This window comes from Vicinamibacteria bacterium, assembly GCA_035620555.1.
GTDB lineage: Bacteria > Acidobacteriota > Vicinamibacteria > Marinacidobacterales > SMYC01 > DASPGQ01.
In genome coordinates this window covers 16,515-29,076 of the sequence record DASPGQ010000311.1, presented here as the reverse complement: position 1 = coordinate 29,076, position 12,562 = coordinate 16,515, and the positions used below count along the sequence as shown (strand labels likewise).

General features: G+C 63.1%; 14 protein-coding genes. 11 read left to right on the top strand and 3 right to left on the bottom strand.

Annotated elements, in window-relative coordinates; translation table 11 throughout:
* From VEK15_12780 to VEK15_12755, 6 genes are all read left to right on the top strand, one after another.
* A partial coding sequence (locus VEK15_12780; protein ID HXV61564.1) for a hypothetical protein occupies window positions 1-542 on the top strand: 542 nt, incomplete at its 5' end.
* Window positions 543-680: 138 nt separating this feature from the next.
* Window positions 681-1,925: an FAD-binding oxidoreductase gene (locus tag VEK15_12775; protein HXV61563.1), complete on the top strand. Its 1,245-nt coding sequence runs from the start codon at window positions 681-683 to the stop codon at window positions 1,923-1,925.
* Window positions 1,922-2,641, top strand: a complete 720-nt coding sequence (locus VEK15_12770; GenBank protein ID HXV61562.1) for an SDR family NAD(P)-dependent oxidoreductase — start codon at window positions 1,922-1,924, stop codon at window positions 2,639-2,641. The genes VEK15_12775 and VEK15_12770 overlap by 4 nt, the downstream gene beginning before the upstream one ends.
* 7 nt (window positions 2,642-2,648) lie before the next feature.
* Window positions 2,649-3,380: a glycosyltransferase family 2 protein gene (locus tag VEK15_12765; GenBank protein HXV61561.1), complete on the top strand. Its 732-nt coding sequence runs from the start codon at window positions 2,649-2,651 to the stop codon at window positions 3,378-3,380.
* 5 nt (window positions 3,381-3,385) lie between these two features.
* Window positions 3,386-4,051: a class I SAM-dependent methyltransferase gene (locus VEK15_12760; protein ID HXV61560.1), complete on the top strand. Its 666-nt coding sequence runs from the start codon at window positions 3,386-3,388 to the stop codon at window positions 4,049-4,051.
* Window positions 4,052-4,165: 114 nt separating this feature from the next.
* Window positions 4,166-6,208: a GWxTD domain-containing protein gene (locus VEK15_12755; GenBank protein ID HXV61559.1), complete on the top strand. Its 2,043-nt coding sequence runs from the start codon at window positions 4,166-4,168 to the stop codon at window positions 6,206-6,208.
* Between the two features lie 10 nt (window positions 6,209-6,218).
* On the opposite strand, the gene VEK15_12750 is transcribed toward VEK15_12755, so the two are convergent.
* Both VEK15_12750 and VEK15_12745 read right to left on the bottom strand, forming a co-directional pair.
* A complete protein-coding gene (locus VEK15_12750; protein ID HXV61558.1) occupies window positions 6,219-6,872 on the bottom strand; it encodes a septal ring lytic transglycosylase RlpA family protein in 654 nt (217 codons plus the stop codon).
* Window positions 6,873-6,882: 10 nt separating this feature from the next.
* Entirely contained in the window at window positions 6,883-7,416 is a 534-nt protein-coding gene (locus VEK15_12745) for a DUF1572 family protein (GenBank protein HXV61557.1), read from the bottom strand.
* A 13-nt stretch (window positions 7,417-7,429) separates the two neighbouring features.
* Between VEK15_12745 and VEK15_12740 the strand changes: the two genes are divergently transcribed.
* From VEK15_12740 to VEK15_12725, 4 genes are read left to right on the top strand one after another with little or no spacing between them, the layout of a single operon-like run.
* On the top strand, window positions 7,430-8,035 hold the full coding sequence (locus VEK15_12740; GenBank protein ID HXV61556.1) for an alpha/beta fold hydrolase: 606 nt from the start codon (window positions 7,430-7,432) through the stop codon (window positions 8,033-8,035).
* A complete protein-coding gene (locus VEK15_12735; GenBank protein HXV61555.1) occupies window positions 8,022-9,251 on the top strand; it encodes a sulfite oxidase in 1,230 nt (409 codons plus the stop codon). The genes VEK15_12740 and VEK15_12735 overlap by 14 nt, the downstream gene beginning before the upstream one ends.
* Before the next feature lie 2 nt (window positions 9,252-9,253).
* Window positions 9,254-9,568 carry a hypothetical protein gene (locus tag VEK15_12730; protein ID HXV61554.1) on the top strand — a complete coding sequence of 105 codons (315 nt, stop codon included), beginning with the start codon at window positions 9,254-9,256 and terminating at the stop codon, window positions 9,566-9,568.
* Entirely contained in the window at window positions 9,565-9,915 is a 351-nt protein-coding gene (locus tag VEK15_12725; GenBank protein HXV61553.1) for a hypothetical protein, read from the top strand. Before VEK15_12730 ends, VEK15_12725 begins: the two co-directional genes overlap by 4 nt.
* A 5-nt stretch (window positions 9,916-9,920) precedes the next feature.
* Here the strand turns inward: VEK15_12725 and VEK15_12720 are convergent, their stop codons facing one another.
* A complete protein-coding gene (locus tag VEK15_12720) occupies window positions 9,921-10,478 on the bottom strand; it encodes a CYCXC family (seleno)protein (GenBank protein ID HXV61552.1) in 558 nt (185 codons plus the stop codon).
* A 33-nt stretch (window positions 10,479-10,511) separates the two neighbouring features.
* Here VEK15_12720 and VEK15_12715 point away from each other — a divergent pair, with 33 nt between their 5' ends.
* Window positions 10,512-12,554: a fused MFS/spermidine synthase gene (locus tag VEK15_12715; protein HXV61551.1), complete on the top strand. Its 2,043-nt coding sequence runs from the start codon at window positions 10,512-10,514 to the stop codon at window positions 12,552-12,554.
* The last annotated feature ends 8 nt before the right edge of the window (window positions 12,555-12,562 follow it).

The window sequence follows — 12,562 nt, the reverse complement described above, 5'->3', positions numbered from 1 at the left end:
TCTCGACCACCTACCCCTTTGAGTCGATCGCCGACAAGTTTCTCATCCTGCCGCGGATGATTCTGGAGCCCCGAATCTCCGCGGTGACGCCGCTCATCGACGGGTGGATACTTCTGGGCTGGCTGTCGAGTCTGTTCTTCTTGAGACGACTCGTGGTGGGAGTTCCCTTCGTATGCTATTTGCTGGTGCTGATGGTGACGGTGAACTCGACGTATTTGTGGGGCTTCTATCTGGAACCCGTTCTTCCGCTGCTCTGCCTCGCTGCCGCTTGCTCTGTTTGCCGGGCACTGCGACGGCTCGAAGTCGTCCCTTTGTTCTTCGTGATCGCCCTCGGCGTGCTGCCCCAATACGTGACACTCGAAGGCGCACCGATTCCGCTCGGCTTTCGTGGGCTGGCCATCGCGGCTTTCCTGCCTCTCGTCCCCTCCGTATTGCGGCTGTCCCGGAAGCACGTGGCGAACGAGGCCGCACGCTACGCCCTGGCCGCGATGCTGGTCGTTGCCACGCTGGCCAATCTTCATCGCTGCTTGACGACGCTTTAAACGCAAACGAGCTTCCGATAACATCCCCTCGGCACCATCGTGCGGCGCGACCTACCAGAAGCGGAGAGTCTCCATCTGTTCTCATTTGACGGCGGGGTGAGGGAAACCTGTTCGGTGCTTCGCCCCGATCGCTATTGGATGATCGAGGCGTTGGACCACGGGAATCCGCTCATCTCCCGAGGCGGCGGCTATTCCTACGCGGCGGCGAGCTTCGGTCCGGGGTGCCTGGTCGTGGACATGACCCGGTTCAACCGCATACTCGGCTTCGACGAGTCGGCGCGGGTCATCGAGGTCGAGGCGGGGATGACCCTCGGGGAGCTTCTCGCGTTCACCGCTCCCAAGGGTCTCTTCCTCCCGGTGGTGCCCGGCTATCCCGACATTACGATCGGAGGCTCGGTCGCGGCGAACGTTCACGGCAAGTGTCCCTTCAGCGAAGGCACGTTCGAACGCGTGGTGGAGAGCCTGACGTTGTTTCATCCCCGTCACGGGACCTTGACGCTGGATAGGAGAGAGAACCGGGACCTCTTCGAGCTCACCTGTGGCGGTATGGGCCTTACCGGGATAATCCTGAGCGCCAAGCTCCGGCTGGTGGAGCTCCCGGGCTTCACGGTGACGATCCAGCGTTCCGAGGTGGGGAGTCTCGCCGCCGCGCTCGAGCCGCTTCAATCGGTGACACCGGAGAGCGCTTTCGTGTATACGTGGCATGATGGCGTGCCGCGCGGCAGGACGTTCGGAAGGGGCTTCGTGTATCGGGGTGATATCACGCCCGGTGCGTCCTACCGCGACACACCGCGCCGATACCGCCGTCTGGACGCAGCGACGCGACGGCGCTTTCCGGTGTCGTTCCTGGGAGGGCTGGGCTCGAGCCTGCTGACGAGCGGTTTCTGGTCGGTCGAACGAGCCCGACCGGCGAAAGGTTCCATTTCTCTCTTTGACGCGACGTTCCCATTGGCTCTTCGCAGCACGTACTTCTTGCTGTTCGGCCGTCGAGGACTTGCCGAGTTTCAGGTCATTGTCCCTTTTGCCGCCGCCGAATCGTTCCTGTCGGAGCTCGAGGCGTCGCTCCTTCGGCATCGAGCGCCGTCGGTGATCGTCTCGATGAAGTTGTTTCGGGGAAACCGACGCCTCCTCAGGTTCGAGGGTGACGGAGTCTGTGTCACGGTTGATTTTGCCCGCACGCCGGATACGAGAAAGTTCCTCGCGACCCTCGACGAAGTCTGCGTCGCGGCTTCCGGGGTTCCCAACCTCGTCAAGGATTCGAGACTTTCGGCGGAGACGGCCCGTGCCTGTTATTCGGGGTACGACGAGTTTCGCGAGCGAATCCATGCCTTCGACCCCGAGCGTTTGTTCCGAAGCGAGCTGTCGCAGAGACTCGGGATTTGAACTGTTTCGTTATGGGTGCCTCGGGGGGACTGGGCCGCGCGTTATGCCATCGTCTCGCGGTGGGCGGACACGAGCTGGTCATTGCCTCGTCGGACGCCCGCGACCTGAACGCCTTGGCGTCCGATCTGCGCCTGAGGTGGGGAGCGAGCGTGAAAACGCTCGAATGGGACGCGTCGCGCGAAGGAGCCAGCAAAGCCATGGAGGGACTCGAGGATCCCGACGGCCTGTTCTTTCCCATCGGTGTGGTGGACACGGACGACCGAGGAACCCTCGACCCCGCGCGAGCGGAGGAGCTCGTCCGGGCGAACTTCCTCAGCATCGTCGAGGTGGTGAGCCGTTCGTTATCGGCGATGAGGGCCGGTCGAGGCGGTGTGATCGTCGGCTTCGGAAGCATCGCTTCCGCTCGGGGACGCGGAGCGAACGTCGTCTATGCGGCCGCGAAGCGGGCCCTGGAAAGCTACTTCGAGAGCCTCAGACACGCGTGCGCCGGAAGCGGGGTCTTCGTGCAGCTCTATGTTCTCGGCTATCTCGACACGACACAGGCCTCGGGGAGGACGAAGCTCTTTCCCAAGGCCTCGCCCGAACGACTGGCCGAGCGAGTCGTGAGGCACCTCGACCGGGACGTCGGGGTCGTCTATTACCCCGGGTACTGGCGGTGGGTCCGTCTCACGCTTCGTGCGACTCCGTGGACTCTCTACCGGCGGATCTCCTTCTGAGGGCTCGATGGACGATTTGAAAGTGAGCCTCTTCTTTCCAGTGTACCGCGACGAGCGCACGGTGCGTACCGTGACCGAGAAAGCGGTAGCGCTCCTGTCGTCCCTTTGCGAGGAATATGAGGTCATCATCATCGACGACGGCTCTCCCGACCGCTCGGGTGAGATCGCCGATGAGCTGGCTCGCGAGAACGCCTGCGTTCGTGTGGTTCACCACCCGAGCAACCTGGGCTACGGGGCGGCGGTGCGTTCGGGTCTCGAGGCCTGTCGATTCGACACGATCTGTCAGACCGACGGCGACGATGAGTACGAAGTCGAAGACTTCCGAAAACTCCTCAAATTACGGGATCGGTACGACCTGGTGATCACGTTCCGATACAAGAAGGTCTACTCCAGCTGGCGCATCCTCGTCTCATGGGCGTACAACCGGCTCCTCCGACTGCTCTTCCGAACCCCTTTTCGCGACGTTTCCACCGGGCTCAGGATGCTGCGGCGTTCGGTGATCGAAGACATCGATATCGTCTCGACCAGCCCGTTCGTCGGCGCCGAGATTGCCATCAAGGCGATGCTCAAAGGGTATGCCGTCGGGGAGGTCGGTATCCAGACTTTTCCGCGTGCGTTCGGGAGAGGGGCGACCGTCACTCTGCCTAATATCATCGCCACGATGGCGGACGTCTGGCGCATCTATGGGGAAGTGTTCTCCGATTCCTACGATCTGCCCTCGAATCGACTCCGGACGTGAGAGCCATGGAGAGACTGGACGTCCTGTATCGACAACGATTCTCGGAAACGGCCCGGAGGACGCGCGACCGAGTTTGGCAGGCGCTGTGCCGGAACTTCTTTCAACGCTATGTTAGAAAGAGCGATACCGTCCTCGATCTGGCCGCTGGATTCGGGGAGTTCATACGCAACATAGAGGCCGGTCACAAGATCGCCGTGGACCTCAACCCGGATTGTGCCGCGTTCCTGCCCCAGGACGTCGAGTTCCATCACCGGGATGCGAGAGACCTGCGGGTCTTCGGTTCTTCGACCATCGACGTCTGCTTCGTCAGCAACTTCTTCGAGCATCTGGCGAGCAAGGACGACCTGGACGCGCTCCTTGCCGAGATCCGACGCGTCCTTCGCCAAGGCGGCCTCCTCGTGGCTCTCCAGCCCAATATCCGTTACGCGCCGGGGGAGTATTGGGACTTCTACGATCACCACATCCCTCTGTCGCACCTGTCCTGCGCCGAGGCGTTTCGGAAGGCGGACTTCGAGATCGTGGAGCTCATCGACCGGTTTTTGCCCTTCACGAGCCTGACGCGCCTTCCGCAGCACCCGGCCCTCGTTCGTCTCTACTTGCGTTTCCCCCCGGCCTGGCGCGTGCTCGGGCGGCAGTTCCTCATCGTGGGACGAAAGTCAGAAGATGGCTAGGCGACCGCGAGCTCTTGGCGCTCGTTTCGTTGGGCGCCGGGGCTTCGATTGCGCTCGGTGTGAAGGCGCCGTTCTCTCAGGCATTCTCTCCCCCGCTTGCGCTAGTCTAGCCTCGTGATCTCGGCTGCCGTTCTTGCTCTCGCTGGCGCGGTCGTTTTGCCCGAGATGTCCGAGGCCCACCGGAAATGGATCGACGAGGAAGTCGTCTACATCATCACCGACAAGGAAAAGGAGGTCTTCCTTTCGCTTCAGACCGTGGAGGAGCGTGAGCGGTTCATCGAGGCGTTCTGGGTGCGCCGGGACCCGAACCCCGCGACGCCTTCGAACGAGCTCAAGGAAGAGCATTACCGGCGCATCGAGCACTCCAACCGATTCCTCGGCCGGGACACCTTCCGGCCAGGATGGCGCACCGATCGGGGGCGCTACTACATTCTTCTGGGGGAGCCCAAGATCACGCAGCGCTTCAGCGGCAGTAACGACATCGTCGATAGCGAGCTGTGGTTCTACCAGGGCGGGAGCGACAAGGGCCTTCCTGGGGCTTTTTACCTGTTGTTCTTCCAGCGTGACGGCGTCGGTGAGCTCGAGCTCTATCATCCCGTCGGCGACGGCCCACAGCAGCTATTCCGAAGCGCGAGCGTGGTTCTCCCCGATACCAACAACCTCGCCGCCGTCGAGCTCCTGGAGGAGCTATCGCCCGACCTCGCTCACGCGTCTCTCTCTTATGACGCGGGACAGCCCCCCGACCTGTTCACCGGGCGCGCGTCGCTCGGCACCGACTCGGTCCTCGCTCGGATCGAGGAGTCACCCAAACGAGCCATCCGCACCGACTACCTGGATGCCTGGCTTCGCTACGGGAACCGCGTGGCCGCCGACTACTCCTTCAACTTCGTTCCCAACCGGAGCGCGTTCGGAGTCCTGGTCGGACCCGAACGTACCGCGATCGTTCACTACGGTATCGAGCTCGACCCGGAGAACTTCGGTCTCGCCTCGGACGAGGAGAAGACGAAGTTCTACACCACCCTGGACGTCACCGTCGAGGCGAGAAACGCGGGAGGAACTCTCGTCTTCGCCAACGAGCGTTCGGACTTCGTCGAGCTCTCCTCGAGCCAGGTGCAAGCCATCGAACGCTTCCCCGTGGCCTATCACGACACCTTTCCTCTCGTTCCCGGCCGCTACACGGTTTCCATCATTCTCCGGAATCGCGTGTTGAAGCGATATACCGTCGCTGAGGCCGAGATCCTGGTTCCAGATTTTTCGCGAAGCGGAGCGGCACTCACGGAGCCCATTCTGGGGTACCGCACCGAGCAGCTCTTCAACGTCGGTTCCGAGAGCGAGATGCGCGCGTTTCAGCTCGGCTCGCTGCGGCTCGAGCCCTCCGCGGATGGCTACTTCGCGATCGGCGATACGATCTTCGCGTTCACCCAGGCCATCGGTACGCCGTCCGAGGCGCAGGTGCACTTCGAGCTTCTCTTGGGAGACGAGGTGCTGGACCGCCAACAAGCCCCGGCTCGCGAGTCGGGAGCGGCTCTCGCGGAGCTCGCTACCCTCGGGGCGGTCGGTGGGAATTATCTCGTTCGCGCTCGTCTCCTGCGCGCCGACGGAACCGTCCTCGCCGAGAGCAGCGCGCCTGCGATTCTCTCCCCTCGCTCGGTGGTGGCGCGGCCCAACTTCGTCTACCGCAGGGGTTTCAACGCCGGAGTTCCAGGTCTTCTACCCCTCGTTCTCGGCGACCAGTGGTCGATGCTTCAGAAAAGCGATCTCGCGGGCGCCGAGTACGAGAAGGCGGTCGCCGCCGCGAATCAGAAATTGCCGCAAGCGCGGTGGAAGCTCGCCTATCACTACCTTTCGCAGAATCGGACTGCCGAGGCGCTCGAGCTTCTGGCTTCACTCGAAGAGGCATTCCCCTCGCAGTACGAGGTCGTCGCCGGTCTCGGGATCGCTTACTCGCAAGCAGGGGATGACGCCCGAGCGGTCTCCTATCTCGAGCGGGCTCTCACGCTGCGCCCCCCGAGCACGAGAATGCTGAATGCGCTCGGCGAGTCACAGGAAAGACTCGGGGATCTCGAAAAGGCGAAGGGCTTCTACCAGCGCTCCCTGGACCTGGACCCGGATCAACCGGCCGTTCGAGAGCGGTTGGCCCGTCTGGTATCCAAATAGGCGGGCGCAGCTATTGGCTCGCCGCCGCCGCGAGAACGACGATACCCTGATGACCTTCGAACCGTAAGGCGCGGGCTAGCCGTTCCGCAGGGTCGCGCTCGTCAAAAGCGCCCACCCACACCCGGTGGAAAACATCGGGCCCCGACTGGAAAGGCGACACGACAACGGGAGAATGCCCTTCGGCCTGGAGCAGCGTCATCAGCTCGCTCGCCCGGTCGGGCTCGGAGAACGAGCCGACCTGGACGCGCCATCGTCTCTCGGCGAGCGGTCCCGACAGGCCCAGAACCTCGATGCGGACGGGGGTGACGCCTTTTTCAGCGAGACCCAGCTCACGGGCCGCCCCGAACGACAAGTCGATGATGCGGCCTTTCACGAAGGGACCCCGGTCGTTGATGATGACCTCCACCTCCTGCCGACTCTCGAGATCGGTCACTCGTACGAGCGAGCCGAACGGAAGAGTCTTGTGGGCGGCCGTCATCCGTTCCGGATCCATGATCTCGCCGCTTGCCGTTGCCCGACCGGCTTCCTCGATTCCGTACCAGGACGCGAGGCCTTCCTCGACGTGCCGGGGTGGAGGACCGGGAGACACGGGAGCCCGGCGGCTCGAGCAGCCGCTCGCCAGGAGCACGACGGCTCCGGCGCCCACGAGGAGTCGATTCCACATGAACGCGGGATTATAACTTCTTGTAGCGTCCCACGGCATCCTGGGACTTGCCTCGCGGGATGCTCAGGCTCTTCCACCGCGAGGCGGCGAGGTGTTTCGCAAGCATGACAATCTGGCCGACGTGATACGCGCAGTGGATGAGGTGGCGCTGGAGCGCTTCGGTCACCGTGTGCTCCTCTCCGCGAATGAGAAGCGTCCGGTCCAGATCCCCCGGGGCGAGGCGGTCGAGGCTTTCGAAGGCACAGGCGAAGCCACGTTCCCAAATCGCCATCAACTCTTCTCGCGTCCGGTCGGGGCTGGACTCGAACTCGCGGTCCCGGTGTCGTTGGGGCTTTTCTCCGTCGGAGAGGAGAAAGTCGGTGAAGCGCGATACCATGTTTCCGCTCAGGTGCTGGATCAAGATCGCGACGGAGTTCGACTCGGCGTCGAGCGCACGGTGAAACGCCGCCTCGTCGGGTAGCTGCGCCATGGCTCCGTCGGCGAGCTTCTTCAGACGGGCGAGCTCGAAACGGGCATTCTCGAGATACAGTTGCGGTAGTTCCACTTCAACCTCCTTCATGTACACGCAATCGTTCGATCTGGCGGGACCGGCGGGACGACTCGAAGCCGTCCTCATGACTCCCACGGTGTCTTCGGCCGCGGCAGCCTTGCTCTTGCACGCTCACCCGTTGCACGGCGGTACGATGCATTTCAAGCTGATGTTCCGGATCGCGAAAGTGCTTCAAAGAAACGGCCATGCCGTGCTTCGCTTCAACTTTCGCGGTGTGGGCCGAAGCCAGGGCGTCCATGATGACGGCCGCGGCGAGCAGGACGACGTCCGCGCGGCTCTCGACCACCTCGAAAGGGCGTTCCCGGCCGTTCCCGTCCTGCTCGGAGGGTATTCCTTCGGCGCGGTCATGGCGCTTCGCGTGAGCGACGCGGACTTCCGAGTGGGCTCGGTTCTGGCTCTGGGGTCTCCCGTGGCATTCCTCGACTCGCTGAGACGACCGATGCCACGACTCTTCGTCCAGGGCGCGCGCGACGCTTTCGGTGATGCCGCGGCGATCCAGGGCTACGTCAACGAGGCCCCGTCGGGAGCGAGGCTCGTCCTCGTACCGGGGGCAGATCATTATTTCGACGGTCACATCGACACAGTGGAGAGCATCGTCAGTGATTGGCTATAATCTCCTCTATCCTCGGAAGCAGGAAATGTATCGGGACACCAGGCGTCGCTTTCTGAGCGCCTCGGGGGCGTTCGTGGCGGCGAATTTTCTACCTCGGGCCTTCGCGGGGCAAAACGAATCGAGTGCCGTCGAGGGGAAACGGGGTCTCGTCGTTCTCGGCGATCGTCCCTTGAACGCCGAGACTCCGGTGAGCCTGCTCGACGACGAGGTGACACCCAACGACGTTCACTTCATTCGCAACAACGGGCTCGTGCCCGAGCGCGCGCGGACGAGGGACGTTTCCGATTGGACGCTCACCGTCGATGGCGTCGTGAGAAACACACTCCGGCTCGGCCTGTCCGAGCTCAAGTCTCGATATCCGGTTCACACGATGCAGCTCGTGATGGAGTGCGCGGGAAACGGCCGCGCCGGGTTTCGTCCGCCAACGGGCGGCAACCAGTGGAAGCTGGGCGCCGTCGGCTGCCCCGCGTACACGGGCGTTCGTCTCAAGGACGTGCTGAGAAGCGCCGGGGTCGAGCCCTCGGCGGTTTACGTGGGTTACTACGGGGAGGACGTCCACCTCAGCGGCAATCCGGAAGCCGTGGTCATTTCTCGCGGCATTCCCATATCCAAGGCGCTCGATGACGCCACCCTTCTCGCATGGGACATGAACGGCGAGCCCCTTCCTGCCCAGCACGGGTTTCCGCTCCGGCTGGTGGCGCCGGGTTATCCCGGCTCGGTCTCGGGGAAGTGGCTCAGACGGCTCTGGGTGCGCGATCGGGTTCACGACGGCGAGAAGATGGAGGGCTTCTCTTACCGTGTGCCGAAGCGCCCGGTCGAGCCCGGCGCCGACGTACCCGAAGAGGAGATGGAGATTATCGAGGCGATGCCGGTCAAATCGATCATCACCCGGCCAGGCTCGGGCCTCGAGCACCCGCGGGAGGTGCCGCTAGGTTTACGCGGCCACGCCTGGTGCGGTGACGGCACGGTCGACGCCATGCACCTGAGCCTCGACTTCGGGCGAACCTGGACCAGGGCCGAGCTGCGACCGCCGCGCAATCGATTCGCGTGGCAGCGGTGGCACGGGACGCTGCTCTTCCCCACCGCCGGGCACTACGAGGTTTGGGTCCGAGCGACGGATCACGCCGGTCGCCAGCAGCCGATGGTCGTTCCCGGCTGGAATCCCCGCGGTTATCTCAACAACGCCATGCACCGGATCGCGGTCAAGGTCGTCTGACCGTGGTGCTTCTGCTCGTGCTCCTTCTCGTCCAGCAAGTGGATGGTCTCGCTCCAGGAAAAGGTCGCGAGGTCGTAGAGACCGTATGTACCGCCTGTCACACGACCGAGATCATTACCGCTTCTCATATGAGCCGGAAGAGCTGGGGTACGACGATCGACTGGATGCAGGAGTACCAGGGACTTGCCGAACTGGAGCCCGAGGTTCGAGAGACGATTCTGGACTATCTGGCGACGACCCAGGGACTCGACGGAGAAACGGTCGACGCCGAGAGTCCCTGGGCCTATCCTCTTTATCGACCGAACCCGATCTGGTGATGGAAGTCTTCAATCGCACCCTGGCTCTGGAACGGCTCGGCGGAGACGACGAGCGCCTCAAGGAGCTCCTGACCGCTTTCCAGGAAGATATCCCGATCATCTTCCAGGAGCTCCAGGATTGCGTCGAGCGCAAGTGGGCCGACCGTATGGAATCTCGGGTTGCCGAGTTGAGAGAGTCGGTCCGGGCGATCGGAGCCGAAGGGCTCGAACATCTGACCGATCAGATCATCGTCGCCGCCCGCGAGGGTGATTATCCCCAGCTCGAGACGCTGATGACTCACATGAGCATGGAGCTCGACTGGCTTCTCAGGATCCTGGACGACAAACGTTGCTCGGGTAATTTGTAGTGGGTTCAGTTCCCGATCGACACGTTGGAGTAGTCGTGCCGCAGGATCGCCTCACGGATGTCTCTCGCCGACCTACCCGCATCGGTCATTTGCTTCGCGAGCACGGCTTCTTTCATGCAGATGATGCAAGTCGAGGCGTGCTCATCGATGTAGCAGTCGAGAAGACTTCGGTGATCGTCTGAGGTGTTGTCACATCCGCACAGGCAGGGCTGCTGCGCGAGCACCTCGGGGATGTCCTTGGCGATTGCGTAGGTGCCCGCGATTCCCTGATTCTGAAACTGGCTCGGAGGAAGGGTCACCGGCAAGGGATGAGCTTGGGCCGGATCTTCGAAGTAACGGAACTTCTGGTCCTGGCCCGGATCGCGAGGCTCGACGGCTCTGGTCTGGTCGGGGGGCGCGGGCGGAGTAGGCCTGGGTGCACCCTCCTGAGACAGGGCGTAGACGAAAACGCCGCCTCCGGCGACGAGCAGGGCGAGCGCAACGAAACGCCCGGCATTGCCCGGCGAGGTGAGCTTCTCGGCCACGGGTTCTGGGGCGGCTGGCTGCTTTCTCTTCTTTGCCATGACGCTTCATTATAGATCCAAGATGGCTCACCAATGGTAGTCTCGGCGACGACGATCTTCCTGGGCGCGTTTCTTCTCTTCGTCGTACAGCCGCTGACGGCGCGCAGGCTCCTCCCGTGGTTCGGAGGCAGTCCGGCGGTCTGGATCGTGTCCTTGCTGTTCTTCCAGGTCGCGCTCCTCGCCGGCTACGGATACGCGCACGTGCTGACGGAGAGGCTCTCGCGACACGGTCAGGCGCTCTTCCATGTCGTGCTCGTGCTCGTCGCACTGGCGTTCCTTCCGATCGGACCCCACGAGCCCGTCGAGACGGGCGCATCCGATCCCACCTGGGACGTGCTCGCGATGCTCGCGAGCAGCCTGGCGGTTCCGCTCGTCGTGGTCTCGTCCACCAACCCATTGCTCCAGAGGTGGCTTGCGAGCGCGAACGTTTACCGCCTGTTTGCGGTGTCCAATCTCGGCTCGCTTCTGGGGCTCTGGTGCTATCCGTTTCTGCTGGAGCCCTGGACGGGGCTCGAGACGCAAGCCTGGTTGTGGTCGGTGGGGTTCGGACTCTACGCCGGCTCTTCGGTTCTGGTGGCGGCGAGGGCGTGGCGGCACGCCGCGGACCTCTCCGAGCGCGAATCGGAGTCCGAGGCCTCGGTTGGCGTTTGGACTCGATTCCTTTGGCTCGGGCTTGCTGGGACCGGTGCCGTCATGCTCATGGCGACCTCGAACCAGCTCACCCGCAACGTCGCCGCGTTCCCGTTTCTGTGGGTGCTGCCGCTCAGTCTCTATCTGATCTCGTTCATCGTCGCTTTCTCTCACGATCGCTGGTACCTACGCTCGCTCTGGGCGAGTGTCTATGTCGTCAGCGTTCTCGTGGTCCTCCATCTTCTCGGACAGAGCGACGAGCCACCGTTCTGGCACCAGCTCGCGGCTTATTCGGTCAATCTTCTCGCCGCATGTATGATCTGTCACGGTGAGCTGGCCCGGCTTCGACCCGCCTCACGGAGGCTGACCCGGTTCTACTTGCACGTTGCCTTCGGAGGCGCTCTCGGCGGCGCGCTGGTGAGCCTCGCGGCTCCTGCGGTTTTTCGCGGCTACTGGGAGTACCCTCTGGGTCTGTTTGCCGTGTACGTTCTGGGCGGCCTCTCCGTCGTAACCGGGCAGCTCGATATCGCCGAGGGACATCGGTCGAGGATTCTTCTCTTCCTTGCCGGTGGAGCGATCGCATTCGGAGCGCTTCTTTTCGGTTACGTGGAGCGCGAGAGCGGCTCGACGACGCTGATGCAGCGAAGCTTCTTCGGCGTGCTTCGGATCTATGACCATAATCCCCAGACGCGATTTTGGGAGCGTTACCTCTGGAATGGACCGGTTTCCCACGGCGGCCAGATGATGGTCGAAGGTCGGAGAAACGAGCCGCTTCTCTATTACGGTCCCGATTCAGGCGTAGGAGTGGCTCTCGGGTTCCGAGGCGAGCCCTGGAGCTCGAGGGGCCGGCACATCGGCGTCGTCGGGCTCGGCACCGGAACCCTCGCGGCGCTGGCGCTCGCAAACGATGTCGTGACGTTCTACGAGCTGAATCCCGACGTCGTCGACGTCGCTCGCGAGTATTTCTATTACCTCGACGAGTCTCAGGCGGACGTCCGGGTCGTCGTGGGTGACGCGCGGCGTTCTTTGTCGACCGAGACCGGAAAACTCGACATCCTCGTCATCGACGCCTTTACCGGGGATGCGATCCCGGTGCATCTTCTGACGCGGGAAGCATTCGCGCTCTATGACGAGCGGCTCGATGACGAGGGAATCCTCGCGGTGCACGTATCGAACCTGCATTTCGACCTCAAGCCCGTGGTGCGGGCGCACGCCGAATCGCTCGGGGCGGCCGCCGTTTTCGTCCGAAACGATGCTGACGACGAGACGAAGCAATACCTCTCGGACTGGGTTCTGGTGACGCGAAATGCAGCTTTTCTATCGAGTGCCAAGCTGCAGTCGCGAATGACTCCGTGGCGCGCCGACCTCGCCTTCTCCGCCACCGATTTCGACTGGACGGACGACTACAGCAATCTCCTCCGCGTGGTGAAGACCGCCGGGGAGTAGCGCGCCCA

Bases quoted from the DNA above. Each gene is read 5' to 3' on its own strand.
- VEK15_12765 (HXV61561.1), top strand. From the start codon at position 2,649: ATGGACGATTTGAAAGTGAGCCTCTTCTTTCCAGTGTACCGCGACGAG.
- VEK15_12740 (HXV61556.1), top strand. From the start codon at position 7,430: ATGTACACGCAATCGTTCGATCTGGCGGGACCGGCGGGACGACTCGAA.
- VEK15_12715 (HXV61551.1), top strand. From the start codon at position 10,512: ATGGTAGTCTCGGCGACGACGATCTTCCTGGGCGCGTTTCTTCTCTTC.
- VEK15_12775 (HXV61563.1), top strand. From the start codon at position 681: ATGATCGAGGCGTTGGACCACGGGAATCCGCTCATCTCCCGAGGCGGC.
- VEK15_12750 (HXV61558.1), bottom strand. From the start codon at position 6,872: ATGTGGAATCGACTCCTCGTGGGCGCCGGAGCCGTCGTGCTCCTGGCG.
- VEK15_12760 (HXV61560.1), top strand. From the start codon at position 3,386: ATGGAGAGACTGGACGTCCTGTATCGACAACGATTCTCGGAAACGGCC.
- VEK15_12720 (HXV61552.1), bottom strand. From the start codon at position 10,478: ATGGCAAAGAAGAGAAAGCAGCCAGCCGCCCCAGAACCCGTGGCCGAG.